The sequence below is a fragment of the Streptomyces sp. NPDC031100 genome, from assembly GCF_055570785.1.
Map to the genome: position 1 here is coordinate 15,540 of NZ_JBVIGN010000015.1, position 18,271 is coordinate 33,810.

Below are 18,271 nucleotides of genomic sequence, written 5' to 3' on the forward strand. Positions count from 1 at the left end.
TCTTCCTCCTGGGCTCCGGCCGGCACTTCCACTCTCAGCGGTGCGCACGGCCACCTCCGTCAGGGTCTACCGCTGCCGGCGGCGGTCACGCCACCAGGCGAGCCGGTGAGCGGACTCCTGGGGGAAGACCGAATGCAGCGCGATGACGACCAGGCCCAGCCCGAGGCAGCCGAAGGCCGCGGCGGTCCGCCACCACGGTGCACCGGTCAGCGCTACCACTGTGCTGGTGACGCCGGTGGCCAGAAATGACATCAGCGGTCGGTTCATTGCGAGGTCTCCCCCATTCAGACGGGCGCACCGATGGCGGTGCGCAAAAGCCGTGCCCGGATTGTGCGTCGAGCGTGCATCCAACTCAAAGGAGCGAGGGGCCTTCTGTGTATCGGTGGGTGTCACATGCGGAATCCGTACTGATCGAAGGCACGGTCCCAGGCCTGCTCCATCGCCTGCTCAAGGATCAGAGAGCTTCGGCTGTGGGCCGCAGTAGCTAGCCACTGGACGAGGTCGGGCGGGGTGCCGGCAGCGAGTTCCGCGGCCACCGATCCCCCGGGCCATGTCCACGTGGCCCGGGCCACGTGGAACTTGGGCCTCTTGTGCCGGGGGTAGTTCCGGGTGAGGCGGTGGAACTCACGGGCGTTGCCACGCGCGTCCTTCAGCTTCAGCAGGTGAAGCGGGCTGGTCTCGTTCTCTGCGGCCCAGGCGATGACGTCGTCCGTGATCTTCACGGTCATGGCGCGGGCTTCGGCCATGGCCCGGTGCTGTTCCTCGGCGGTAATGAAGCCGAAGCGGTGTGCCCGGTCAGCGGGGAGGTCCAGAGCGATCCGCAAGGAGGGCTCCTCGGCGAAGGTGTGGCTCCAGTCGATGAGGACGGCCTCGATGAAGCCGGTGATCTTGTCGGGGCGCAGCCCGGCGGCTGCGGCGGCCACGGGTTCGAAGCCGGGAACGGGTTCGAACGTGCCCTGCTGGCGCTGGAGCGGCCAGAAGGCCTGCCGGCTTCGGTAGGGGAAGGCCAGCAGGCGGCCGTCTGCGACCCACGAGGCATACAGTTCACAGGCGTGCCGGGAGGCGCTGCGGGGGGCGCGAGCACACCAGGCGGCCGGTGTACGCAGCAGCCACAGGGGAGCCCCTGAATCTTCCATCACGCCGGCGGCTGGGTCGCCTTTTGTACGGTCGACCAGCCAGTCCTCGAGGTACTCAAGGTTGACTCGGCGCTCGGCGCGCCAGACTGCTGTTCCGCCCCGGCCGGTCCAGTCGTAACTGGTGATTCCGTGCCGCCGTCGGAAATCGCCTGCTTTCCCAGTCGGCCTTGAGCGACTTCCGCTGCAGTTGGTGCCAGGCGTCGCCCTGCTCGTACAGGGCCTGTTCGGCGGCCTCGGCGCGGGGGCCGGTGAGGTAGCGGCGGGCTGCGACGGTTGCTATCCGGAATCGCTTCGCCGCATGCCATGCCTCGTCCTGGTCCAGGACCTCCGCGACGCGCAAAAGGTGGTGTTGGTCGGGTGTCAGCAGGGTGTCGGTCCGTCGGTAGCCAGCTCGTCGTACGGCGTCCGCTTTCTCCAGCAGGGCCTTCTCCGGTGCGGTGCTGGTCGCGGCCACCACCAGCCGCCACAGGCCGAGTGCGGCGCCGTGGCGCAGGAGCGGGAGCAGGTCGGTGAGGAAGGTGTCGGTGAAGGGATCGGCCTGGGCGATGGCTGTTGTCACCGCATCGGTGAGCAGGCGGCCCTGGTAGTCCCGGTGGGCGCGCGGGTGCTGTCCGGGCAGTTGCAGGGAGACGGCGCGGGCCCGCTGCAGGAGGCTGGCAGGCGCCCGGACCCGCAGAGGGACGTCATGTCTGGGGTCGCCTCGCCAGCGCGGCGGCGGAGGGTAGCGCAGCACGGTGGAGATGTGGGTGATCCGGTCCTCGGGCTGCCTCTGTTCCTGCGCGGCGACGTGCTCGGTGAGCAGTTCGCGGATCGTCGCGTCCCGTGACGTCCCCTGCCGGGCCATGATCCGCGTCAAGGCCTCAAGGGCGCTGGGTGCGATACGCACGTTGGTCTCTGCGTTGCCGGACATCTCCCTCGCTCCTGTGCGCTCCTGCCGATGTGCAGCACCCGGCGGTCGCCCAGCGGTCCGTGGTTTTCCGCCCCGGCGGGCCGGGCCAGTTGGGGTGCGGTCAGCGGGCCTGGGCACGCGCGGCGTAGTGCTCCTGCAGCCGGTCGAGCATGGTGTGGCAGTACTCGGCCAGCGGCCGGTGCTGGTCCTCGTCGATGACGAGGGCGACGGTGTGGACGCCGTCGGCTCCCGGTATGACCGCACGCGGCTGGGAGGCGCGCAGGTTGGGCCAGTAGCGGCCGTGCGCGAACCCGGAGGCCGCCCGCCAGGCGGCGCCCACCTTGACCGCGGTCAGGCCGGCGATGGGCGCGGCCGCAAGCACGATCTGGTGGGTCCCGGGTCGGGTGAGCGGGGGCAGGCTGAGACGGTCGGCGATGCCCTGTATCTCGGCGCCGCGCTGCGCGCCGGTCATACCGTCGCCGGAGGGCTGGTGGCCGGTGTCCGTCTCGTGCTGCTGGCGATTGCGCATGTCCTCGTCCCACAGTGACAGCGCGCGGCGTCGACGTTCGGCCTGGCCGGGGCCGTCGAGGAGCCACAGGGCGGTGGCGAAGTTCTCCAGGGCGCCGCGCAGCAGCGTCCAGGGGCTGGTCGGGTCGACCTCCCCGGCCGCCGTCAGGCGGCGCAGCGCGTCGGTGTGGGCCAGACCGGCGGTGTAGGAGCTGCGGATCAGGTGCGCGCCAGCGTACGGGCCCAGCGGGGCGTCGTCGGTGCCCAGGCTGCTGGCCGGGGCGGGTGCGGGAAGCTGCCGGTAGGCGCCATCACCGCGGGCCTGCTCGATCGCATGGAACAGCGGCAGAAGGTAGGCGCCCTTAAAGGCCTGCGTGCTCATGCCCAGCAACGGTAGAACGCAAGGGCCGCGCAAGGCAGCCGTTTTGATCCCCCGGTCGTGGCGTGCCGGTGACGGGCGCGCCTGGCCAGTGCCATCCGCAGGATCTGGCTGCCCCCGCACTCGCGTCCGGCTGCCCTGGACGGCCTGGGTGCCGGGGCCGGCCTGACGAGGGTGGTCGAAGCCGTCGAAGCGGCCCACCCGGACCTGCGGGAGCGGTTGCGCACCCAGCTGGCCGAAGAGTTGGAGCAGGACCCGGACGAGGACGGCCGGGGCTACCTCGTCGAGCAGCTGTGGTCTGTGGTGTTCGCCTACGCGGTCGCCCTGGCGACCCAGGAGCAGGAACGCCCCGGGCATCGGCCCGCCCTGGCACGTGCTGTCCGACTCCTTCGAGCCGGGGACGCTGGTCGGCCACTTCCGCCAGCTCGGCAGCAGCCTCAACGCTCACGACCTGGGGGTCTGCTTCGCCCTGGAGCTGGGTCTCGAGGTCGTCGCCGAAGCACTGGGCTGGCACACCCACTACTGACCGGTGCGCCGCCGCCTGCAGCCCCGACGCGGGGACCGGCGCCACCGGTGGAGGCCACCGCGGCACGGCCGTGGCCCCGTGCTCGTCGGGAAGCGGTGTTCCCATCGACGTGGTTGGTCTGGCGAGGGGGGCGAGTTGAGCTGGTCCCTGGGAGGGGAGGAAGCCACTGTCGGTGGCTTCCTCCCCTTCTCCATGTTCGCTGGAGGTCTCAGCTCTCCGGTTCCCTCGGCACGACACGGGAGAAGAACTCCTTCGCGGCCTGGGCGTCGAGCTCCCCGTCCGTGGTCGCCGAGCGCCGCAGGGCTTCGCCGGACACCTGAGCGGAGATACCGAGCTGCTTGTCCGCCTCGCTCATGATCTCGCCGACGTACCACTGGGCCGAGGTCGGGAAGTGCTGGATGAACCAACTAAGCATCTTCGCCAGAGGCAGCGACAGCATGAGGTCGAAGCCCTTGAGCTCACCGTCCCGGCGTTCAGCGACGCGCAGCGAGGTGGTGAAGTCCTCCAGGACGGCGTGGCGCAGCGTCGGTCCTAGGGCGTCGGTCGGGATGATCTGCCGGAGGCTGTCGGCGACCTCGAAGGCCAGTTGGTCGGCTACCTCCCGCACGCTCGGCTCGTTGCGGTGGCGCAGGGCCCAGCGCTTGCGGATGTCGGGCCGCTTCCACAGGTAGCGGAAGAAGGTCTCGCTGAACCGGTCGCGGATCTGGGCCGCTCCCGGGGCGAGACGGTGCCGGTCACCGGCCGACATGGCCTCCTTCAACCCCTCGGAGGAGCGGCGCCGGGCCTCCACCCAGTCCTCGGCGACCGGGCGGGACCACTGGGCGCGGCCTCCGACGACCGCTTGGGGCAGCGGCACGTCGTTCTCGCCTCGGGAGATGTAGCCCCGCAGTGTGGAGGCCGTGATGCCGCCGAGCGCGGCCATCTCGGGCACGCCGAGCAGCCGGTCTCCGGCGAGTTCGGGACTGGCCAGGTCGACGACGCAACGGTCGAGCGGCAGGGGGTCGTCCTGCTTCTGGTGGTGCTGTGCCCACCGCGTCAGGTCGTCGATCCAGTTCTCCGGCTTGGCGGTGGCCGGACCGAAGGTGGCGACCTTGTGCAGGTGGGCGCGGTCGGGGTGGGCGTGGCCGTCGAGCATGTCGGCGGCGTGGACGGTGGCGGTGGCGCGTGCCATGTGGCGTGCGTAGTCCTCGGTGACCGGGTCCCAGATCTGGCCGGGCCGGTACCAGGTGTCGCCGTCCCACCAGTAGCCGCCGGCCCTGAACAGCAGCGGCGCGCCGGACCAGTAGGTGTGCAGGCCAGCGGTGTCCTCGTCGCGGAGCAGGAGGACGGTGCGGCCGTGCTCGGGATGGTGACGGATGGCCCAGCCCAGGTGGTGGGCGATCGGGTCGGTAGTGAAGGCCAGCCATCCTTCCTCGTGGGAGGTGTCGCACCTCCCCCACATGCCGTCACCCTTGTTGCGGCCCACCGCCTCGATGGCGTCCGGGCCGTCATCGAGCGGCAGGTGCGAGTCGTCGACGAACGGCAGACCCGGGACGGGGTGGTCCGTCCGCAGCCCGTTGGCGAGCGGGCGAATGTCGTAGACCAACGTGCTCTCCCCCTTCAACTCAAGTGCTGTATTTAGCTACAGCACTGTTGATGCCCAGTAGTACACGACTGGAAAGCAGATCGACACAGCGATTTCGAGACAGGTTTCTGCAGCGGCGGGAGAGGCGGCTGTCGCCCTGGGTCGGCACCTGCCGGCGGCCACTACGCCACGCACATCGCGGTGTTGACCGGTCCGGCCCCGCGGCTGCCAGGGCGCTTCGCCGCGGCGCGGGTCCCGCAGGCCGCAGGGGAGAGTTCAGAAGTCGCTCACTCAAAGCCGCTGGGCGAGCACGCCGTGATCCACCCGGGGAGCACTTTCAGGGGGCCCTGCGAAGTGGGCGGTCTGAGCAACTACCCGACCGTTCCTGATCGTCTTCTAGGCATGGCTCACCCGAACCCCGTACCGCCCCCGCCGTCTGTGTGGCCGTGCTGCGGCCATGGCGCTGACGCGGACGACCCCGTCGGCTGCCGCGGCGTCCCGGTTCCTGGTCACGGCGCATGTCTGGCCCATCTAACCGAGATCGATCGCGACACCTACCTTGATGGTCTGGCCCCCGGTACCGACATCGATCACCGTGGCACACCGTTCACCGAACCGCTCCTGGAAGCCCTTCTCCGTGCTCTCCACGACCCCACGATCGGGAAACCACACTTCGGGGCCTCCGCGTTCCAGGAGGCGCAGTTCTACGGCGACGCCTCGTTCCGGGAGGCACAGTTCTCCGGGACCGCCTCGTTCCATAGGGCGGAGTTCTTCGGCGACGCCGTTTTCATCGATGCGCGGTTCTTGGGCGACGCCGGGTTTCATAGGGCTCAGTTCTCCGGTGACGCCTTGTTCGACGAGGTGCAGTTCTCCGGCGAGGCCGAGTTCGACGAGGTGCAGTTCTCCGGCGAGGCCAGGTTTTATGTCGCGCAGTTCTCTGGCTACACCTCGTACGTCGCAGCTCAGTTCTCGGGCGACGCCCGGTTCTACATGGCGCAGTTCTCCGGCGAGGCCAGGTTCCGCATGACCCAGTTCTCCGGTGACGTCTGGTTCTACGGGGCGCAGTTCTCCGACAACGCTGACTTCTTCGGGACACGGTTTGCAGCGATGCCGCACTTCGGGCCGGTGCTGTGCTCGAGGGAGATTGATCTATCCGGTGCGGTGTTCGAGGTGCCGGTGACGTTGGAGATCGCGGCGCGTCGGATCTGGTGTGCCAGGACCCGGTGGGAGTCGACAGCTGCCTTGCGTTTGCGCTATGCGCTCGTGGATCTCTGCCCGTGGCGGTCACCGCTCATCCCGCCCCCTTCGAGGTCATGGACACGATGGCCGATGAGAGCCCCCTGGAAGGTGCCGAGAGGGGGGTGCGGGTGACCTCGGTGCGCGGGGTGGATGCTATGCACCTGGTCCTGACCGACGTCGATCTGAGCGATTGCTTGTTCTCCGGAGCCTTCCACCTCGACCAGCTCCGCCTGGAAGGCCGTTGCATCTTCGCCCTCACCCCCACCAGCCTCCAGCGCCCCATACGGCTCTCCCGTTGGACCCGCCGACGCACCTTGGCCGAGGAGCACCACTGGCGCGCACGAAACGCCGACCAGCCCCATCCGGTCCCGCACGAAGACCCCTCCCCCCGTCACTGGCGCGTCGGGCCGCATCATCCCGACCCCCACTTCACCCCCGACCCGGAAGACGTGGCCGCGCTCTACCGGCAACTGCGAAAGGCGTTCGAGGACGGCAAGAACGAGCCCGGTGCCGCCGACTTTTACTACGGCGAGATGGAGATGCGCCGTCACGACCGCACCGGAACCCCGCCCAGCGAACGCTTCCTGTTGTGGGGGTACTGGCTGCTCTCCGGTTACGGCCTGCGCGCCTTGCGCGCCCTGGGCTGGCTCGCTGCCGCCATGCTCGTCACCATCGTGCTGCTGATGGGCTTCGGCCTTCCGAACGACTCCCCGAAGCAGAAAGTGGCCGGCACTGTGCCGCCCGGCGGAGGCAAGGTCACCTTCGAGATCAACAACACCGACCCGCAGAACCCCACCGGGGACAGGTTCACCGGCAAGCGTTTCGAGAAGTCCCTGAACGTGACCCTCAACTCGGTAGTGTTCCGCTCCTCCGGCCAGGACCTGACCACCAGCGGCACCTACATCGAGATGGCCTCCCGCGTGGCCGAACCTGTCCTCCTGGGCCTGGCAGTCCTGGCCGTCCGAAACCGCGTCAAACGCTGACCTGCGCCATCACGGGCCCACCTCTGACCGGACGCGTCTCGGTGGGCTCGCATGGCCGACGGCGGGCGTCTACACCAGGACGGCCGGCACGGCGTCCTCGCTCGTCCAGTCCCCGTCGAATAGGGCGGCCACCAGGCGTACGTGGGTCTCGGGGAGCTGGCGGGCGCGGTGCTTGGTGCGGGCCTTGGCGAGCCAGGCGCCGATTCGGACGGTGTCGCCGTCGACGCGGATCGTCTCGCGGGCGGCCGGGGTGCGGCCTTCGCGGTGCAGGAAGAGCTCCAGGAGTTGGACGGTCTGTTCGAAGGTGCGGCGGGTGCGGCGGGCGGGGGTCAGCGGATTCGTGTCGGGGGTGAGGCCGAGGGCGGTCATCATCTGCTGCTGGCCGGGGGTGAGGGTGTGCCAGGTGGTGAGCTGGCGGTGCAGCCAGGAGCCGATCTTGACCCCGGTCAGGAGGGTGTCGCGGGTGAGGGTGGCGGGGTCGGCGCCGGTGGCGAGGTGGGCGCGCAGCAGGTGGTATTTGCGGTGCCAGTCCGGGCCGTTGGGCAGACGCCAGTCGGGGGCGAGGGCGGTGAGAGCCTCGGCGCGGGCGGCGTCGAGTTCGTCCTTGGTAGCGAGGTGGCGCTGCTCGGCGAGCCAGGCTCCGACGGGGGTGGTCGCGGGGACGGCGAGGTGACCGTGGGTGCGGTGGTAGTCGGCGGCCGCGGCGAGGCGGGCGCGCCAGGCGGCGTCGTGCTTGTCCCAGATCATGCCGAGCGCGTCGAGTTCGGCCGTCCAGTCGGGCTCGAGGCGGCCGGCGGTGCGGGCGTCGCGCATGGTGGTGATGAAGGTGCCGAGCCGGTAGCCGGTGGGATCGGTGTAGTCGGCGGGGACGTCGAGGTTGCCGTACTCGTCGCGGTAGTTGCGTGCGGCGGCGAGGCCGAGGCGGCGGGAGCGGGAGACGGCCGGGTCGCGGGGGTCGAAGGAGACCAGGTCCATGGCCTGGGCGATGCGTTCGGGGTGGACGGTGAAGTCGAAGTGCCAGCGCCGGGCGATGACGTCGCTGGTCTCCTTGGGCAGGCGGTTGGCCTTGTCGGGGAGGCGTTCGAGGATGCGGTGGTCGTGGCTGGCCAGTGCGCAGGCGATCGCCCACACCGGCTCGTACGCGGTGCCGAGGATGTTCTCGCCGTCCGTGCCGGGCGGGATGTAGACGGGAACGACCAGGCTGGCGGTCTTGCCGGAGACGTCCAGGCGCAGGGCGCGGCCTAGGGCCTGGACGCAGCGGATGACGCTGCGGGTGGGGTCGACGAAGACGACGGCGTCGACGCTGGGGATGTCGACGCCTTCGGCGATCAGGCGTGAGTTGGCGAGGATCGCGGTGCCGGCGGCGGCGAAGGCCGCAAAGATGTCGGCGCGCTGGGCGGGGGTGTGCTCGCCGTGGGCGAAGAACAGCTTCGGGTCGACACCGGGGACGAGGCCGGGGTCGGTCTTGGCCAGCAGGCGCAGGGTGTGGGGGAGTTCGCGGGCGAAGCGGCGGGCGTCGGAGACGAGGTTGAAGTAGACCAGGACCTTCTTCAGGCCGTGTTCGGTCATGGCGCGCAGGACGGCCAGGTGCAGGGCGGTGGTGCGCAGCGCACCGTCGTCTGTCGCCTCCTGCGCGGCGGTGCCCGTGGGCGTGGTGCCGGGGGTGGGCAGGTTCAGGCGGCGGCGCAGGTCGGTGTCGGTGAGGGTGGGCACCACGATGCGGTAGTCCGCGGCCCGGCCATCCTCCACGGCCCTCGCGAGGGGGTATTCGACGACCTTCTTGCCGTAGACGGCCTCGTTGTCCATGGAGTTGGCGAGCGCATCCAGCTCCGGCCCCTGCGGGCGCCGGCGGCGCGGGCGGGTGAGGTCGGCGGACTCCGCCAGCTCGGGCGCGGCGAAGATGCGGGGCGTTGCGGTCATGTAGAGGCGGCGGTCCGCGCGGATCCGCTTCGCGTCGTTGACGATCGCCCACTTCTTGTCCGAGCGGCCCGCGATCCGGTGCGCCTCGTCCATGACGGCCAGGTCGAACGGCGGGACGTCGTACCCCGTCTTCTGGGTCTCCTCGATCTTGTTCAGGGAGTCGTAGGTGCAGATCACCGTCAAAGCGGGGATCTGGTCCTCCCCCTCCCCCACCACCGACATCAGTCCGCCCAGCGCGTGCGGGTCGGTGGTCGACATGACTCGGGCCGCGACCAGGTCGTCCCGGCCGCTGGTGTCCATGGAGGAGACGATCACCATGTGCTCCAGATGGCCGTCACGCCGCCACGCCAGAGCCGTCTGGGCCGCCAGGTCCAGGGTGGGAACCACGAACAGCACCAGCTGCGCGCCGAGTTCATCCGCCACTCGGATGGACACCAGCGTTTTGCCGGTCCCCGTCGCCGACACGAACAGACCCCGCGTCCCCGCACGCCGCAGATGCCCGGCCAGCCGCTCCACTGCCTCTGCCTGGTCGGGAAAGAGCCGCGCAGGCTCGGGGCGGCCGGGACGCGGCAGTTCCACCACCGTCATGACAGCTCTCCTCCGAGTCAGTGACTCCAGTAGTCGAGGCGTGGCAGTTCGACCCACGCATCGGGCGGTCCGGCCACGGCCCGCCTGCCGGTGAGGCGCAGGCCTGCGAAGGCGCAGGCGTAGGCGACGGCGTTGTTCTGGTAGAGGTACGAGGCCAGGACCTCCGCGAAGGTGTCGCTCTCGTCCGGTCCTCCGCCGGGGTGCAGGTCCGAGCCCTCGATGATTCCATGACGGGCGATGCTGCCCTGGTTGCCGCTCTTGGGATTGGCGTACAGGCCGTAGCAGAGTGTGCCGGCGGACAACCGGGCCAGCACGCCCGGCATGCTCGGTGCGTATCCCCAGGGCTGGGTGACGACGCAGCCGCCCGGCACGGACGTCACGCCGATGATCTGCAGGCTCTCGTCCGTGTCATACGCGTAGGGATCCTCCAGCAGCTCGTCGATGATTTCGTCGTCCACCGGCGTCGCCTGAAGACGGCGCACCGCTTCGGCCGCGTCGATATCGGCCACGCAGGCCAGGCCCGTGCCGTCGTAGTAGAAATCGCCCAATGCCGTGGTGAGTCGATGCGCCTCCTGCGCTGCCGCACGCTCGGTATCGCTCAGGGATACCCCTTCCGGTACCGGGAACAGCTCCGGCGTCGGTCCGGCCAGGCTCAGCCGCCCCGGTGACCAGCCGCCGAGTGACAGCCGCCAGGGATCAGCCCCGGCCGCAGCGAGCACTCGTGCGTTGGCCGGCTCCCTGGATATGACCGCTTCCCACAGTGCCGTCACCCCGTTCTCCAGCGCGTCCACATCCGCAACCCGGCGGGCCAGTTCCGCAACAGCTTCCGGGGAGCCGAACACCGCTGCCCGATGAAGGGGCCTACCCCCACTCCACCTCTCCGGATCAGCTCCATCGTCCAGACGCCGACGGATGTCGTCAGCATCCGTCCAGTCCCAGCCCATGCCGGCCCAGCCGTCACTTGCTGCTGCTGCCACCGCTCCCCCTCGCTCCGTCGTCACCTCTCACCCGGGAAAGTGCTCGGCACGAGCACATGCCCGCTCCCCGCCGCTGGTGCATAACCCAGGTCTGGTGACCGGACTTTAGCACCCCGAACACTGTCCGTACGCGAAAAGTACGTGGTTCGTACGCTTCTTGTACGTGGCATGAGCGTTTCAGGGTAGGGTGAGGGACGGAGGTGTGTCATGTCCGAGTTGTTCGACGCGGTCGACGCGCTGGTCGCGTCCCGCTCCCCGCTGCCGCCGCCGGCCGAGCGCAGGCGGCTGCGCCAGGCGCACGCGCTCACTCTGGATGAAGTGGCCGCTGCCCTGGGCGTGCGGCGGGCGACCGTCGGCGGCTGGGAGTCGGGCAGGACCGAGCCCCGGCCTCCGGAGCGGGAGGCGTACGCGCGCCTGCTCCAGCAGCTCGCCGCGCTCTACCCCGCCCCCGAGAGCACCGGCGCCCCACAGGAGGACACGGACGTCGCGGCGGCGCAGACCGTCACCCCCGCAGCACGGCCTGAACCCACGGGCCGGGCGCCGGAAGCTGCTGCAGCGCCTGTGGCCGAGGAGTTCCCGGCCACGGCCATGGCGGCGGTCGGCTCACGGGGGGCCGCAGTGTCGCTGCCGCGTGCAGAGCAGGCCGCGGGTTCGCGCCGCCCGGCTGCGAAGAAGGCCGCACCGGCGAACGCCCCCGGGCACGGCGGGGTGTACGCGCACGGCCCGCTGCTCGTCCTCGACGCCGACTCCGACCGGCAGGTGACCGGCTACGGCGTCGGCGGTCTGATCCTGGACGTGCCCGCCAAGTCGCTGCCCGCGCTGGTGGAATGGACGCTCACCGAGGCGCAGCTCGGGTCGGAGAGGCTGCACGGTTCGGGCAAGGACGGCGACCCGCTGCTGGTGCTCACCGAGACGGCGTGCGAACGCTATGGCCTGCCCGCCGCACTGTCCGAAGCCGAGCGGCTCGCCGGGCGGCTCCCGGAAGGGCACAAGGTCATCAAGCAGCTCGAGCGCGCCGACTGGCAGCTCACCAAGCGCGGGCTGGGGCCGTGGGCGCGGATCTACCGCCCCGCCCAGGGCGGCCGCAGGCAGTGCGTGCAGCTGTGCATCCCCTCCTGGCGGGCCCTGGACGGCCGCGCCTGGGGCCATGCCGCGCAGCTTCAGCCGGCGGAACTCGCCCGGGTGCTGGGGGTGTACGCGGCCCGGGTGATGACGCCGGTCGGCTCCACCGCCGTGACGGGGCTGCAGCTGATGACCGCGCTCAACCCGCCGACCCGCGCGAGCGAGCCGGACGCCGACGGCAGGCGGCACCGCGAGCACCGGCCCGGCTCGCTGGGTACGGAGCCGGTGGACCCCGCGCCGTGCGAGGCGACCGACGGACACCCCGTCCTGGCCCATCTGCCCCGCTTCCACGTACGCGGCCCCGACGAGAAGCTGTTCGAGGAGGCCTACGACTGGGCACGGGATCTCACCGACGCCGAGTGCATGCAGGGGCACCTGGTCGGCCTGGATGTGAACCTGGCCTTCGGCGCGGCCGCGAACGGTGCGGTCGTCGGTCTGGCTTCGCCGCCCGTGCACGTCACCGGTCCGGTCTTCGATGCGGCGGTGCCCGGTTCCTGGCTGGTCGATCTCTCCCACGTCGACTTGTCCCGGGTGAAGGTCGGCAAGCAGTGGCGCGACCTCGACGGCGCGCTGCTGCCCAGCCCGTTCACGCCGAGCGGCGAACGCCCGACCGGTCCGGCCTGGTACGCCACGCCGACGGTCGCCTATGCCGTCGAACTCGGCTACGACGTCACCCCCGTCGAGGCCTGGCTGCGCCGGGAGAGCGGCCGGTTCCTGGACGGCTGGTACAAGCGGCTGCGCGACGCCTACGTCGCCACCATGGCGGACCTCGGCGTCGCGGAGAAGCTGTCCCCGCACCAGTTCCTGGAAGCGATGGACGGCTACAAGCAGCGCGATCCGGAGCTGGGGATCGTGGTGGACGCGGTCAAGATGACCGTCAAGGGCGGCATCGGCAAGCTGCAGGAGAAAGCCCGCGGCGGCGGCTGGAAGCCGGGACAGGCCTGGCCCGCCCTGGCCCGCCCGACCTGGCGGCCCGACATCCGCGCCACCGTCATTTCCCGGGCCCGGATCAACATGCACCGCAAGATGCTGAATCTGGCGGCGGCCACCGGACAGTATCCGGTGGCGGTCCTCTCGGACTGCGCCGTGTACGCGGCCGACGGGCCCAGCCCCCTGGACGTGCTGCCGTACGGCGCCGACGGCAAGACCGTGCCGGGCTCGTTCAGGCTCGGCGTCTCGCCCGGGATGGTCAAGCACGAGGGCACCCAGAGCGTGCTGTGGGGGGCTGACGTGCTCGAGCAGCTCGGCGCCGACGGCCATGTCGCCAACCTCGCCCGCTACATCAAGACCGGCGAGGCCAGTGCCAAGGACACCGGAGAGTAGGAGGAGCAGGCGGCGATGGTCACCGTCGGAGAAGAACTCGACAAGGCGGTCCAGGGGGGGGTCACGCGCCCGATCCCGAAGACCGCCGGGGCACAGATGCGATACCTGGTCCGCCAGCACCAGCGCAGCACCCGGCGCGTGGCCGACCTGCTCGGCATCAGCCAGCGCACCGTCGAACGCTATGTGAAGAACCAGATCAGAAAACCCCGCCCGGAGCTCGCCGACCGCCTCGAGCGTGAAGTCCGCGTGCGCTGGCAGCCGCAGATCAGGGCCCAGGCCAAACAGGCCGCGGCCACCACCGGCGGCATCATGATCGATATCCAGGCCCGGTTCGGCTACACCGCCGCCCCCGGCAGCACCGACGACGCCCGCGTACGTCACCTCACCCTCGCGCTGCCGCCCCGCCACGCCGCCCGCCTCCTTCAAGCCCAGGAAGCCGGTCTCACCGAGGACCAGCTCCGCCAGATCGCCGCCGAGGCCCTGGGCGAGGTCTACTTCCGCGACAGCGGCCGCCGCGCCCACGGCCTCGAAGTGGAACTCACCGACCTCCTCGACCTCGAGTTCGAGCTGTAGCCAGTCAGGGCGCTGGACATCGGGTCTCCGCACCCCGGCATACCGCCGCGGCCACGTCCGAGAGCGGCGTCCGTCTCCATCGTGCTCGCGTGGCGCGGGTCAGGGCACCAGCGGATCGTCCCGAGTGAGTTCGATGGTGTGCATCTGACGGCGCAGCTGCGTGGGCAGAGAGGGCAGGTCGTTGTCGACGATGATGACCTGGTGCGGGCGTGCGTGCAGCGTGTCGCTTCGGGCGCCGGCGATGTGGTCGAGGAAGTGCGCGTACAGCCGTGCGATCAGCTGCGGGTCCTCGGTGCCGTACCCGACGTTCTTGCGCGGTGAGTCGATGATCAGCAGGGACGGCAGATCGGTGGCTCCGGTGACCAGCGCGTGGCTGAGGAATGTCATCCGGTAGGCCACGTTGATCGCGGTGCGGACATCGTGGCCTACCTTGGTGAGTTTGCCTGCCCTGACCTTCGGCAGGAGCGAGTTGTGATCGATGCGCGCACCAGGCTCTCCGGGCAGCGACAGGCCGCCGATGATGGCTGCGAACTGCTCCTCGATCTCGGCCAGGGTGGCCTGGCGTCCGGACAGGAGGTTCTTGCGCGTTTTGATGTCCTCGCGCACACCGCGCAGTTCTTCCTCGGCCGCGCGCAGCGCCCGCTGCAGTTCGAGCAGCCGCCGGTGCGGGTCGAGCTGCCGCTCGAGCATGCCAGTCCGGGTGCGGGCGCCGGCATGGGCAGCCGAGAGCTGCTCGATCTGCCCGGCCAGCGGCCCGATCTCCAGGCGGGTGCGCTCCTCCAGCTCTGCCCGCGCCTGAGCAAGAGCATCCTGGGCCTCACTGGCTGCCTTGGCCGCCTCGATGGCCCGCTTCTGCGCCGTGGCCAGCGCGGCTTCGGCTGCCTGCACGACCTGAGCTCGACGACGGTCTTGTAGGACTGCGCGGTGTTGGCCTGTCCGCGGACGGCCTCCGTGCCGTCGACCATGTCCTGGGAGAGGTAGTTCAAGGCGTAGAGCTGGGCGAAGGTGAGACGGGCACCGCTGCCGAGCAGTGCCACGGCGGTGGGCGGGGCAAACAGCTCGGACAAGCCCAGCAGATCCAGCAGCACCTCACCTACAACGCGCCGGTCACCGTCCGGCTGCGCCGTGACGTCGAGAAGCTCTTCGACCTTTCCGTCGTAGGGGCTGATCAGTTCCACGGTCCCGGTATCGGCGACCGTGGAGCGCCGCAGGGCGATGCGCATGCCTTCAATCCGCAGGTGCACTGTGACGGAGGTCAGCCGTTCCGAGGGCACCTGCCGCCACTCCACCGGCAGTCCTAGCGGGTACTTGATGCAGTCGACCAGCGTCGTCTTGCCCGTGTCGATGGGGCCGTAGACGCACACCACCGGATGGGCGAAGTCGAGGGTGCGTACCCCGCCGGTGGAGTTGATGACGACTTGCTCGACGAACAGATCCCGTGACATTGGCTTCCTTCCGCAGTTCACCGACACCGGGACAACGGGAAGGCCTGCTGAAGGAGTCGAGCACGACGGCCAGATCGCCAGAAGGGGTGAGCCAAGCCCGGCAGAATCTGGCCGACGTTTCGCTCAGCCTCTGCTCTGCCCCCTGATGCTCAGCCCCTGGGCGCCGCAGGCACAGGGGCCATCTCAGGTGGGGTGGGTTCTGCCCGGGATGCGGCCGAAGTGGCTGGTGCTCGCTCCGCCGCAAGGGCGGGGCGGGCACAGGTCTCGACATGCACGGGCGTGCCAGGAGATCCATCGGGATGGTCGTGGATCCAGGACAGGCCGCCGATATCGAGCCGGCGGCGGGTCCGGGTGACGGCGACGTAGGCGAGGCGGGCCTCGCTGTCGTCGATCGGGCCGGGCATAGGGCGGCCGGTGTCGTCGTGCTGATCGCTGTCCTTGGGCGGGGTGAAGTCGTCGGCGATCTTCACGTGGGCCCATTCCCGGCCCTTGGCCTTGTGGGCGGTTGAGACGGTCACCTCGGCCTGGGGTTCGGGGGCGAGTTGAGCGACGGCGGCCAGGATGGCGTCCGTGCCGTGGGTGTCGACCAGGTCGACGAAGGGCCGCAGGTCGCGCCCGGCCGGGTCGTGGGTGGCGTAGTCCTGCAGTTCGCCCCAGGAGGGGAACAGGACCAATTCGGGGTGGGTGGTGCGGCGTCCTTCCTTCAGGTCCCGGGCGGCCAGGGCCAGAGCGCGCAGGCTCTCTCCTCCCCCGACCAGGCCGACGCGGTGTCCGGCGGCCATCAGGTCCATGGCCTGGGCCATGGCGCCCACGTTGGTGCGGCACAGCACCGCGTCGGGCTGGACGATGGGGCCGAGTTCGGTGGGTACCGCGGGGGTGCCGCTCAGCCGGATCGGGGCATCGGCGATGGCCAGCCAGCGGTTGGCCTCGTCGGCGAGCCGCGGGCCGAAGCGGAAGGACTGCGACAGGGCCAGCCGGGTGCCGTCGAAGCCCGTCATCACGTCCCTGGCGCCGCGCCAGTGGTAGATGGCCTGGGCGGAGTCGCCCACCATCACCAGCTGGGCGTGGCCGCGCTGGGCAAGGAAGACTTGTTCGACGACGGGATTGGTGTCCTGAGCCTCGTCCAGCAGGAGGAAGTCGGTATCGATCGTCGGCTGGGTGAGGGCCCAGATCTTCAAGTAGTGGTCGTGGTCGAAACGGACCGCTCCGTCATCCGTGTGCTGCAGGTCGGCCCAGGCCTTCTGGGCGAACGGCACGATGTGGGCGGCCAGTTGCTTGTGCAGGTCGCGGTCTTCCAGGCCGCGCAGGTGCGGCACGTGGTGGTGGGCGATCGTCTCGTCGGCGGTGTGGCAGAAGCGGGCCACGGTGCGCAGGGTCGCGTAGGAGAGGGCCTTGGGGGAGAGGTCACGTTCGCCGATGCGGACGGTTTTGGTGATGCCGAGGGCCTGTCCGGTCTGCCAGGCCGGGCGGCGCGGCGCGTTCAGGCGGGCCGTGTAGCGGTGGCCGACGGCGGCGTAGGCCAGGGCGTGGGCGGTCTTGCACCAGACGTTCTTCGGGAAGCGGGTGGTGGCGTCCTGCGCGATGGCCCGATTGTAGGCGAGGTAGCGGCCCCGGCGTGTGGTGCTGTGGGCGAGCAGGGCCAGGGTGGTGGTCTTGCCGGTCCCGGCACCGGCCTGCAGGGACACATGGTCGCCGGCGTGGAAGGCGTCGGCTGCGGCAATCTGTTCGTCGGTCGCTTTCACGGCTGCGCGGCTCCGGGATGGCGGCTGAGGGCACGTCCGAGGGCCGTCAGCAGGTGAGCGGAGGTGGTGTGGGCCAGGAGTTCACCCACGGCCCGGTCGAGGCGGTCGGCCTCCTCGCTGGCGTGCCGGGCCAGGGGGCGCTCCAGGGACCGCTTCAGGAACAGTCCCGGAGCCTGTCCCGCCTGGCCGGCGGAGTGACGGATGGCGGCATGGACGGCGGGCGGGAAGGCGACATTGAGCAGGATCTGCCCGGCCCTGTCCGGGTAGTGCGTGGTGATCACATCGACGGGCAGCCGCGGGCCGAGCCGGTGGCGCAGGCGGTGGGCGGCCCGGCGGGGGTTCTGGCGCGCACGAGGGCCATCAGGCGGGTGGCGTCATCGTTGGCCGCGAGCGGCAGCACGCGGGCGGCGGTGTGCAGTTCGGCAGGGGTGAGGGGCCGGGTGAGGTGATCTCCAAAGCGTGGTGGGGCATCGTCACCCGTTCCGGGGCCGGTCGGCGGGAGGGTGGGGCAGGCGGGTGCGGATGTGCTCGGCGTGCAGGAGGGGGTCGAAAGGCTGCCACCCTGCCGTGGCGAGATCGGCGGCACCCGGTGCCGCGGCGTGTGCGGAACAGCGCTGGGCGCGCCAGCGCAACTGCTCGCTGTAGGGCAGGTGACTGAGGTCGTAGACGGCCATCAGGATGTCGGGCAGTGCGAGTTGGCCGCGCTGGGTTGCGGTGGGCAGCAGTCTCCAGGCCCCCATGGGGCCGGTGGAGGCCTGCACGGGGTGGGAGCAGCGGTCGCGGTGGCGGGTCTGGGCCACGCAGCGGATGGTGTCGACGGGGCGCTCGGCAAGGTAGCGGACCAGCAGGATCCGTACGACGGGGCGGCTGGGGCAGGCGGTGTCGCGAGGTGGCTGCCGGCAAGTGGGCGCGGGAGCGAGGACACCGGCGTCGATCAGACGGCGGGTACGGACGGCGAGTTGGCGGCGTACCGCCTCCAGCTCCGGGCTGATCGGGCAGGTGGGGATGCGTGCGGGGCACAGGACGGCGTGCGGGATGCGGCACCAGGCGCTGCCGTCACCGTGCGGGTGGGCGATGCCGCCGCTGAGGTGCCAGCGGCAGGCGTCGGGGACGTGGGCGACAGCCAGTTCACCCGGGTGCAGGGCGATGGGCCGGTCGTCGGTGCGCTGGTAGCAGTCGATGCGGTGGCCGCACCGGCGGCAGCGGCCGCTCTGTCCGGCGCGCAGCAGGCGGCTGGGGCTGGTGGTGGCCACGCGCAGCGGGCGGGGGTGGCGGATACGGGGGCTGCCGTCCCAGTGGCGGCCGGCGGAGGAGGGGATGGGGCACATGGCGGGGACCGTGTCAGGCGACACGCGGGC

General features: G+C 70.6%; 15 protein-coding genes and 1 pseudogene. 5 read left to right on the forward strand and 11 right to left on the reverse strand.

Translation table 11 applies throughout. From position 1 onward, the window contains the following. Positions 1 to 66 precede the first annotated feature (66 nt). The 4 genes from ACZ5DS_RS34110 to ACZ5DS_RS34125 all read right to left on the reverse strand — a co-directional run bounded on the left by ACZ5DS_RS34110 (position 67) and on the right by ACZ5DS_RS34125 (position 2,914). Positions 67 to 267, reverse strand: a complete 201-nt coding sequence (locus ACZ5DS_RS34110; protein ID WP_468246325.1) for a hypothetical protein — start codon at positions 265 to 267, stop codon at positions 67 to 69. Between the two features lie 122 nt (positions 268 to 389). Next, on the reverse strand, positions 390 to 1,139 hold the full coding sequence (locus ACZ5DS_RS34115; protein ID WP_468246327.1) for a hypothetical protein: 750 nt from the start codon (positions 1,137 to 1,139) through the stop codon (positions 390 to 392). A gap of 52 nt (positions 1,140 to 1,191) precedes the next feature. Beyond that, on the reverse strand, positions 1,192 to 2,046 hold the full coding sequence (locus ACZ5DS_RS34120) for a hypothetical protein (protein WP_468246328.1): 855 nt from the start codon (positions 2,044 to 2,046) through the stop codon (positions 1,192 to 1,194). A 100-nt stretch (positions 2,047 to 2,146) separates the two neighbouring features. Beyond that, the gene (locus ACZ5DS_RS34125; RefSeq protein WP_468246331.1) at positions 2,147 to 2,914 is read right to left on the reverse strand and encodes a hypothetical protein; all 768 of its coding nucleotides are present in this window, start codon (positions 2,912 to 2,914) and stop codon (positions 2,147 to 2,149) included. Between the two features lie 370 nt (positions 2,915 to 3,284). On the opposite strand from ACZ5DS_RS34125, the gene ACZ5DS_RS34130 reads away from it, so the two are divergent. Then, a complete protein-coding gene (locus ACZ5DS_RS34130) occupies positions 3,285 to 3,437 on the forward strand; it encodes a hypothetical protein (RefSeq protein WP_468246333.1) in 153 nt (50 codons plus the stop codon). 208 nt (positions 3,438 to 3,645) lie between these two features. Here the strand turns inward: ACZ5DS_RS34130 and ACZ5DS_RS34135 are convergent, their stop codons facing one another. Next, positions 3,646 to 5,022 (reverse strand): helix-turn-helix transcriptional regulator, encoded by a 1,377-nt coding sequence (locus ACZ5DS_RS34135; RefSeq protein ID WP_468246335.1) that lies wholly within the window; start codon positions 5,020 to 5,022, stop codon positions 3,646 to 3,648. A gap of 381 nt (positions 5,023 to 5,403) precedes the next feature. Here ACZ5DS_RS34135 and ACZ5DS_RS34140 point away from each other — a divergent pair, with 381 nt between their 5' ends. Both ACZ5DS_RS34140 and ACZ5DS_RS34145 read left to right on the forward strand, forming a co-directional pair. Further along, positions 5,404 to 6,372 carry a pentapeptide repeat-containing protein gene (locus ACZ5DS_RS34140; RefSeq protein WP_468246338.1) on the forward strand — a complete coding sequence of 323 codons (969 nt, stop codon included), beginning with the start codon at positions 5,404 to 5,406 and terminating at the stop codon, positions 6,370 to 6,372. Then, positions 6,363 to 7,223 (forward strand): hypothetical protein, encoded by an 861-nt coding sequence (locus tag ACZ5DS_RS34145; protein ID WP_468246339.1) that lies wholly within the window; start codon positions 6,363 to 6,365, stop codon positions 7,221 to 7,223. Before ACZ5DS_RS34140 ends, ACZ5DS_RS34145 begins: the two co-directional genes overlap by 10 nt. 69 nt (positions 7,224 to 7,292) lie before the next feature. Here the strand turns inward: ACZ5DS_RS34145 and ACZ5DS_RS34150 are convergent, their stop codons facing one another. Next, positions 7,293 to 9,731, reverse strand: coding sequence for a helicase associated domain-containing protein (locus tag ACZ5DS_RS34150; RefSeq protein WP_468246340.1), 2,439 nt, complete (start codon positions 9,729 to 9,731; stop codon positions 7,293 to 7,295). 17 nt (positions 9,732 to 9,748) lie between these two features. Continuing rightward, on the reverse strand, positions 9,749 to 10,675 hold the full coding sequence (locus ACZ5DS_RS34155) for an ankyrin repeat domain-containing protein (RefSeq protein WP_468246713.1): 927 nt from the start codon (positions 10,673 to 10,675) through the stop codon (positions 9,749 to 9,751). A 240-nt stretch (positions 10,676 to 10,915) separates the two neighbouring features. On the opposite strand from ACZ5DS_RS34155, the gene tap reads away from it, so the two are divergent. After that, positions 10,916 to 13,153, forward strand: coding sequence for a telomere-associated protein Tap (gene tap / locus ACZ5DS_RS34160; protein WP_468246342.1), 2,238 nt, complete (start codon positions 10,916 to 10,918; stop codon positions 13,151 to 13,153). A gap of 15 nt (positions 13,154 to 13,168) precedes the next feature. Continuing rightward, on the forward strand, positions 13,169 to 13,726 hold the full coding sequence (tpg, locus tag ACZ5DS_RS34165) for a telomere-protecting terminal protein Tpg (RefSeq protein ID WP_468246345.1): 558 nt from the start codon (positions 13,169 to 13,171) through the stop codon (positions 13,724 to 13,726). A 99-nt stretch (positions 13,727 to 13,825) separates the two neighbouring features. On the opposite strand, the gene ACZ5DS_RS34170 is transcribed toward tpg, so the two are convergent. The 4 genes and pseudogenes from ACZ5DS_RS34170 to ACZ5DS_RS34185 form a co-directional block, all read right to left on the reverse strand. Continuing rightward, positions 13,826 to 14,614, reverse strand: a complete 789-nt coding sequence (locus ACZ5DS_RS34170) for a hypothetical protein (RefSeq protein ID WP_468246347.1) — start codon at positions 14,612 to 14,614, stop codon at positions 13,826 to 13,828. 706 nt (positions 14,615 to 15,320) lie between these two features. Continuing rightward, entirely contained in the window at positions 15,321 to 16,913 is a 1,593-nt protein-coding gene (locus ACZ5DS_RS34175; RefSeq protein WP_468246349.1) for a UvrD-helicase domain-containing protein, read from the reverse strand. Next, a pseudogene (locus tag ACZ5DS_RS34180) lies at positions 16,910 to 17,390 on the reverse strand (hypothetical protein). The gene ACZ5DS_RS34175 and the pseudogene ACZ5DS_RS34180 overlap by 4 nt, the downstream one beginning before the upstream one ends. Beyond that, a complete protein-coding gene (locus ACZ5DS_RS34185; protein WP_468246352.1) occupies positions 17,387 to 18,241 on the reverse strand; it encodes a DUF6083 domain-containing protein in 855 nt (284 codons plus the stop codon). The pseudogene ACZ5DS_RS34180 and the gene ACZ5DS_RS34185 overlap by 4 nt, the downstream one beginning before the upstream one ends. Positions 18,242 to 18,271: the final 30 nt, after the last annotated feature.

Coding starts and splice junctions, on each gene's coding strand:
- ACZ5DS_RS34150 (WP_468246340.1), bottom strand. CDS start 9,731: ATGACGGTGGTGGAACTGCCGCGTCCCGGCCGCCCCGAGCCTGCGCGG.
- tpg (WP_468246345.1), top strand. CDS start 13,169: ATGGTCACCGTCGGAGAAGAACTCGACAAGGCGGTCCAGGGGGGGGTC.
- ACZ5DS_RS34185 (WP_468246352.1), bottom strand. CDS start 18,241: ATGTGCCCCATCCCCTCCTCCGCCGGCCGCCACTGGGACGGCAGCCCC.
- ACZ5DS_RS34140 (WP_468246338.1), top strand. CDS start 5,404: ATGGCTCACCCGAACCCCGTACCGCCCCCGCCGTCTGTGTGGCCGTGC.
- tap (WP_468246342.1), top strand. CDS start 10,916: ATGTCCGAGTTGTTCGACGCGGTCGACGCGCTGGTCGCGTCCCGCTCC.
- ACZ5DS_RS34155 (WP_468246713.1), bottom strand. CDS start 10,675: ATGGGCTGGGACTGGACGGATGCTGACGACATCCGTCGGCGTCTGGAC.
- ACZ5DS_RS34125 (WP_468246331.1), bottom strand. CDS start 2,914: ATGAGCACGCAGGCCTTTAAGGGCGCCTACCTTCTGCCGCTGTTCCAT.
- ACZ5DS_RS34110 (WP_468246325.1), bottom strand. CDS start 267: ATGAACCGACCGCTGATGTCATTTCTGGCCACCGGCGTCACCAGCACA.
- ACZ5DS_RS34120 (WP_468246328.1), bottom strand. CDS start 2,046: ATGTCCGGCAACGCAGAGACCAACGTGCGTATCGCACCCAGCGCCCTT.